This is a genomic window from Streptococcus sp. DD10 (assembly GCF_001578805.1).
In the GTDB taxonomy this organism is placed as follows: domain Bacteria; phylum Bacillota; class Bacilli; order Lactobacillales; family Streptococcaceae; genus Streptococcus.
Genome location: NZ_KQ969157.1, coordinates 609,943 through 616,649, shown reverse-complemented (window position 1 = coordinate 616,649; position 6,707 = coordinate 609,943). Strand labels below are relative to the sequence as shown.

Here is a 6,707-nt window from a genome sequence, read left to right as displayed (position 1 = left end):
AAGTCGATTTCTAATCCGTAGTATAAGGTAGTGTCTTTTCGTTTTCTCTTACTTGTGATTTTTAACTTTAAAGCTCATTCATATAAATAAAAATCCCCTTAAAATTAGAAGAATTTTTCTAACTTTAAAGGGAGAAAACCGAATGGATATTTTCAGATTGTATTGACATTATACAGTGATTGCTGCAGTAGTTAGAAAAGGTAAAACTCGTCTTATTTTCCCAGACAAAATTGGCTAAATAATTGAGTGATTAACTCATCAGGTGCAGCATCTCCTGTAATCTCACCTAGAATTTCCCAAGTGCGCGTAAGATCGACTTGAAGGAGGTCGACAGGCATACCTAAGTCCAGTCCTTCGTTAACAGCATGTAAACTGTCGACGGCTTTTTCAATTAATGAAATGTGACGTGCGTTGGAGAGATAGGTGGCATCTTGCTCAACCAGTCCTGCATTTTCAAAAAATAAGCTATTAATCCGATCTTCAATTTTGTCTATATTTTGATTTTGAAGGACGGAGATATTGATACTATCTTTGGGTACTTCTTCCAGTTCAATTTGCCGAGGTAAATCCGTCTTGTTGAGTAAAACAATACGATTGCAGTCCTGACTAATAGTAAGAAGTTGATGATCTTGTGGTGTGAGGGGTTCACTGGCATTTAAAACAAGTAGGACTAAATCGGCTTCTTTTAAGGCTTTTTTTGATCTTTCTACACCGATTTGTTCCACAATATCATCGGTGTCCCGAATTCCAGCAGTGTCAATTAGTTTTAGAGGGACTCCCTTGATATTGACATATTCTTCAATCACATCACGTGTTGTTCCAGCAATATCCGTTACGATTGCTTTTTCTTCCCGTAGGAGGTTGTTGAGTAAGCTGGACTTACCGACATTGGGACGACCAATGATAGCTGTTGAAATTCCTTCGCGTAGAATTTTACCACGTCGAGCGGTCCGCAACAGATTGGACAGTAGTTGTTCAAATTCACCTGTTTTTTCTCGTATGATAGCCGTTGTGGCTTCCTCGACATCATCATATTCAGGATAGTCGATGTTCACTTCTACTTGAGCAAGGGTATTGAGGATTTCTTGACGGGTATTGTTGATGAGGTCTGATAAAGAGCCATCGAGCTGTTTAACGGCAATATTCATGGCTTTGTCTGTTTTAGCTCGAATGATGTCCATAACAGCTTCAGCCTGTGTCAAATCAACTCGTCCATTTAAAAAAGCACGTTTTGTGAATTCTCCAGGTTCTGCTAATCTAGCGCCTTCTCGAATGACTAGTTGTAATATTTCATTGGTCACAGCAATCCCACCGTGAGTATTAATTTCGATGATATTTTCACGTGTAAACGTTTTAGGTGATTTCATTAGCCCAAGCATGACTTCGTCTAAAACTTCTCCTGTTAAAGGATTTACGATATGACCATAATTTAACGTATGGCTTTCAACGGTATCTAGATTTTTTCCTTTAAAAATTTTTTTGGCAATAGTGATACTATCAGTACCACTCAAGCGTACAATTCCAATAGCTCCTTCGCCTAAAGGTGTAGAAATTGCAGCGATGGTATCAAATTCGCGTGTAATCATTTTTTTATCTTTCTATTCTTATTTTTTGTTTTTCAATTTCTTTCATTTTAACCTAAAAGTAGGCTAAGGGCAAGATTTTTGGTTAGGGATAATAAAGGCATGTTCATTTTAGTAGTCTTTTTTTAAATTTATACTATTTTTTCCAAAACGAAACCACTTTCAAGTTCTAGATAATCATGGTATAATGGAAATAGTTCAAAAGTAGGAGATGTAGATGGAAAACCTAAAAAAAGCGGCAGGCATTAGAGCCGCCCAGTATGTCGGAAATGGCATGATTGTTGGACTTGGGACAGGGTCTACTGCTTATTATTTTGTAGAGGAAATCGGGCGTCGGATCAAGGAAGAAGGATTGGAAATAGTGGCAGTCACTACCTCTAATGCTACGACGCAACAAGCGATAAATCTAGGAATTCCCCTAAAGTCTATCGATGAAGTTGACTTTGTGGATATTACGGTGGACGGTGCAGATGAAGTTGATTCAGCCTTTAATGGGATCAAGGGTGGGGGCGGAGCCCTCTTGATGGAGAAAGTCGTCGCTACCTCTACCAAGCACTATATCTGGGTCGTAGATGAAAGCAAGTTGGTGGAGACGCTAGGTGCCTTCAAACTTCCAGTTGAAGTGGTGCAGTATGGTGCTGGTCAGCTTTTCCGACGCTTTGAAAAAGCGGGTTATGCACCAAGTTTTCGGGAAAAAGATGGGAAACGCTTCGTCACCGATATGCAAAATTTCATCATTGACCTGGATCTCAAACGCATTGAAGATCCACAGGCCTTTGCCCAGGAACTGGATCAAACCGTTGGTGTTGTCGAACACGGCTTGTTCAACCAAATGGTTGATCAGGTCATTGTCGCTGGTGAAAATGGAATTTCGATCTTAGAAGCTCCAAAATTTCAATAGAAAAGAGAAATTATGTCAAAATTTAATCGTATTCATTTAGTTGTGTTGGATTCTGTCGGGATTGGGGCTGCGCCTGATGCTAATAACTTTGTCAATGCTGGCGTACCTGATGGCGCATCAGATACTTTGGGACATATTTCAAAGACAGTTGGGCTTAATGTGCCAAACATGGCCAAGATTGGTCTGGGAAATATTCCACGTGAGACACCCCTTGCGACAGTGCCTGCTGAAAGTAATCCGACTGGTTATGTGACCAAACTTCAGGAAGTTTCCCTTGGAAAAGACACCATGACCGGACACTGGGAAATCATGGGCCTCAATATTACTGAGCCTTTTGATACCTTCTGGAATGGCTTCCCTGAAGAAATCATCACCAAAATCGAAGCATTTTCAGGCCGTAAGGTTATCCGTGAGGCCAATAAACCCTACTCAGGGACTGCGGTTATCGACGACTTTGGCCCACGTCAGATGGAAACGGGTGAGCTGATTATCTATACCTCTGCGGACCCTGTGCTTCAAATTGCGGCCCACGAAGATATTATTCCACTGGACGAACTCTACCGGATCTGTGAATACGCTCGTTCGATTACACTTGAGCGTCCTGCCCTTCTTGGTCGGATCATCGCTCGTCCTTATGTAGGTGAACCTGGAAACTTCACGCGGACAGCCAATCGTCGAGACTTAGCCGTATCACCTTTTGCCCCAACAGTTTTGGATAAACTCAACGAAGCAGGGATTGATACCTATTCTGTCGGAAAGATTAGCGATATCTTTAACGGCGCTGGAATCAATCACGACATGGGGCACAACAAGTCTAACAGCCACGGTATCGATACCCTGATTAAGACTTTGGCTCTACCAGAATTTGAAAAAGGTTTCTCCTTTACCAACTTGGTGGACTTTGATGCCCTTTATGGTCACCGTCGGGATCCACATGGCTACCGGGATTGCTTGCATGAGTTTGATGAGCGCTTGCCTGAAATCATCGCTGGCCTGCGTGAAGACGACCTGCTCTTGATCACAGCTGACCATGGAAATGACCCTACCTATGCGGGGACAGACCACACCCGTGAGTATATTCCCCTCTTGGCTTACAGCCCATCCTTTACCGGCAATGGCGTCATTCCTGTAGGACGTTTTGCGGATATCTCAGCCACTATTGCAGAAAACTTTGGTGTCGACAAAGCCATGATCGGAGAAAGCTTCTTGGATCAATTGAACTAAGATGGCCCGTTTTGCACTTCTGGTCAGAGGCATCAATGTCGGTGGCAAAAATAAGGTCGTCATGGCAGAGCTTCGTCAAGAATTGACAGGGTTGGGACTTGAAAAAGTTGAGACCTATATCAATAGTGGTAATGCTTTCTTTGACGCCACGCGCCCCAAAGCGGACTTGGTGGCTCTATTGAAGCATTTCTTTGCAAACCACTATCCTTTTATCCAGTCTTTTTCCTTGCTGAGTCAGGAGGACTTTAAGACGGAGCTTAAACATCTACCAGATTGGTGGAAGAAAGATATGGCTCGAAAAGATGTCCTCTTTTACACGGAGGGGGTGGATGTGGATCAGCTTATCAGGCAAGTTTCTGGCTTGCCCTTACAGGATGAAGTGCTTCATTTTGGGAAACTTGGGATTTTCTGGGGGAAATTCTCTGAAGCAACTTACACCCAGACAGCTTATCACAAGCAACTACTCAAGTTGCCTTTCTACCGCACGTTGACCATCCGAAATGCCAATACTTTTGATAAAATCGGTCAACAGTTAAAATCTGAAAGAGAGTCAGCTTAGAATGCCAAGATACAGTAGCAGACAGGAACTAGTTCAAGAGATGAGAAAACGGGCTCGTCTCTTTATTGGGGAGTTTGAAGAAATAGCAGAGCAGGACAAGGATACACTGCTGGCTGATGTGGACCGCAGTCCGGCTCAGATGATTGCCTATCAGCTGGGCTGGATGAAACTGATTCAGCAGTGGGAGCGGGATGAGCAAGCGGGCTTGACCGTGGTGACACCCCATCCTGACTACAAATGGAATCAGCTGGGTCCCCTCTATCAGTCTTTTTATGAGACTTATCAGGATTGGACCTTGGTAGCCTTGATGGCTGAATTTGAGCAGCAGGTGGCTCATATGATCGACCTGACTCTGTCCTTTAGCGAAGAGGAGTTTCAGCAGTCTGGTAGCCGGAAATGGGCCGGTTCTACTCCAGCCAACTGGCCGGTCTGGAAATGGATACATATCAATACAGTCGCCCCGTTCAAATCTTTTCGCACCAAAATTCGCAAATGGAAAAAAATAAAGAATGGTTTAGAAAGAATCTTATGACATTAGTAGAAAAAATCAAAGAAACCGCAGCTTTCCTAAAAGATAAGGGAATCTTAGCTCCTGAATTTGGCTTAATCCTTGGATCAGGACTTGGAGAACTTGCAGAGGAAATCGAAAACCCAGTTGTCGTAGACTACGCTGACATCCCCAATTGGGGACGCTCCACAGTTGCGGGTCACGCTGGCAAATTGGTCTATGGAGACCTAGCAGGACGCAAGGTTTTAGCTCTCCAAGGACGCTTTCACTTTTACGAAGGAAACCCACTAGAAGTCGTGACCTTCCCCGTACGTGTCATGAAAGTTCTGGGATGTGAAGGTGTCATCGTGACCAATGCCGCTGGTGGGATCGGCTTTGGACCAGGTACCTTGATGGCTATTTCTGACCACATCAATCTAACTGGTCAAAATCCACTTATTGGTGAAAACTTGGATGTATTTGGGCCTCGTTTCCCAGATATGTCAGATGCCTATACCAAAGCCTATCGCGAAGTTGCCCATCAGACGGCTGAGAAACTGGGCATTGCACTTCAAGAAGGGGTTTACCTCGGTGTGACTGGGCCAACATATGAAACGCCAGCTGAAATCCGTGCCTTTCAAACCTTAGGAGCTAGTGCAGTCGGTATGTCTACTGTGCCCGAAGTCATTGTAGCGGCACACTCAGGCTTGAAGGTCTTGGGAATCTCTGCTATTACCAACTTTGCGGCAGGTTTTCAATCGGAACTTAACCACGAGGAAGTGGTCGAAGTAACTCAACACATTAAAGAAGATTTCAAGGGCTTGGTGAAAGCAATCCTAGCTGCTCTTTAATCCCATGGATTCAAAAGTACAAGTCCTTCCCTATTGGCTAAGAGTGCTCAGTGCAACTTTGGTTTTAGGAGTGGGATCAGGCCTGGTCGGGATTGCTTGCCATTATTTGCTAGAAGGTATCCAATTATTGGCCTTTGGTGGCGAGGACCATGACTTATTAAAGCTGTTTGAGAGTGCTAGCGACTTTCGGCGCTTTCTAGTCTTATGCCTGACAGGGTTCCTCGCAGCTGGATTTTGGTATTTATTGCAAAGCCGGCATCAGATCTTTTCCATCAAGAAACAAATGGAATTAGCAGATCGCGTGCGACCGGATGCCTTTGTTCACCTTTCCCATGCTATCATGCAGGTGGCAATTGTAGGTGCCGGAGCTTCCGTCGGTAAAGAGGGTGCGCCTCGTGAAGTGGGAGCCCTTTTGGGTGGACGCCTGTCTCGTTTCTTGCGTTTATCACTTTCTGATCAGCGATTATTGATTGCTTGCGGCGCAGGTGCGGGTCTTGCAGCTGTCTATCAGGTTCCTTTTGCAAGTAGTCTCTTTGTCCTTGAGACTCTGGGGATTGCTTGGACCAGTCGCAATGTCCTCTTGATTCTGATCAGTTGTTACTTGGCTGATTTTCTTGCCCAACCGCTTGTGGGAAATGCTCCTCTCTACCAAATGGCCTCTCTTTCAGGGACAGCAGGTAGTTTCTTGCAAGCCCTTTTGTTAGCAGCAGTGGTAACCCCCTTAGCCATGGGTTTTGCTTGGTTGACCAAAAGAGCCAGCAAAAATCGGATCAAAGACCGTAGAATCCTCTGGGGCTTGCCAATCGCTTTTCTAGCCTTGGCAGTGGTTGCTATCTATTTTCCAATCTTTATGGGGAATGGGCAAGTCATGGCTCAGTGGCTTTTATCGGAACAATCTCTGCCAGCTTTGCCTCTCGTTTTGATTTTGAAGGGACTGTTTGTTTACCTTCTCTTGCGAAATGGAGCCTACGGAGGGACCTTGACGCCTTCTTTTGCTTTGGGAATCGGAGCAGGCTATTTGGTAACCGTGATCGCAAATCGTTTAGGCTTCGCTTTTTCACCCTCTATGGGAATGCTCTTGGGAGCTAGTGTCTTTTTAGGG

Annotated in this window: 7 protein-coding genes; 6 read left to right on the top strand and 1 reads right to left on the bottom strand. The window is 44.5% G+C overall.

Annotation, left to right across the window (positions count from 1 at the left end; all coding sequences use genetic code 11):
* Positions 1-212: 212 nt before the first annotated feature.
* A complete protein-coding gene (gene mnmE / locus STRDD10_RS02755) occupies positions 213-1,586 on the bottom strand; it encodes a tRNA uridine-5-carboxymethylaminomethyl(34) synthesis GTPase MnmE (protein WP_067192910.1) in 1,374 nt (457 codons plus the stop codon).
* A 214-nt stretch (positions 1,587-1,800) separates the two neighbouring features.
* Here mnmE and rpiA point away from each other — a divergent pair, with 214 nt between their 5' ends.
* From rpiA to STRDD10_RS02725, 6 genes are all read left to right on the top strand, one after another.
* Positions 1,801-2,484 carry a ribose-5-phosphate isomerase RpiA gene (rpiA, locus tag STRDD10_RS02750; RefSeq protein WP_067192908.1) on the top strand — a complete coding sequence of 228 codons (684 nt, stop codon included), beginning with the start codon at positions 1,801-1,803 and terminating at the stop codon, positions 2,482-2,484.
* 12 nt (positions 2,485-2,496) lie between these two features.
* Positions 2,497-3,708: a phosphopentomutase gene (locus STRDD10_RS02745; RefSeq protein WP_067192906.1), complete on the top strand. Its 1,212-nt coding sequence runs from the start codon at positions 2,497-2,499 to the stop codon at positions 3,706-3,708.
* Between the two features lies 1 nt (position 3,709).
* The gene (locus tag STRDD10_RS02740) at positions 3,710-4,267 is read left to right on the top strand and encodes a DUF1697 domain-containing protein (RefSeq protein WP_067192904.1); all 558 of its coding nucleotides are present in this window, start codon (positions 3,710-3,712) and stop codon (positions 4,265-4,267) included.
* Position 4,268: 1 nt separating this feature from the next.
* Entirely contained in the window at positions 4,269-4,799 is a 531-nt protein-coding gene (locus tag STRDD10_RS02735; RefSeq protein ID WP_067192903.1) for a ClbS/DfsB family four-helix bundle protein, read from the top strand.
* The gene (locus tag STRDD10_RS02730; RefSeq protein WP_067192901.1) at positions 4,796-5,605 is read left to right on the top strand and encodes a purine-nucleoside phosphorylase; all 810 of its coding nucleotides are present in this window, start codon (positions 4,796-4,798) and stop codon (positions 5,603-5,605) included. The genes STRDD10_RS02735 and STRDD10_RS02730 overlap by 4 nt, the downstream gene beginning before the upstream one ends.
* A gap of 4 nt (positions 5,606-5,609) precedes the next feature.
* Positions 5,610-6,707: chloride channel protein (locus tag STRDD10_RS02725; protein ID WP_067192899.1), on the top strand; the 1,098-nt coding region annotated here is incomplete at its 3' end.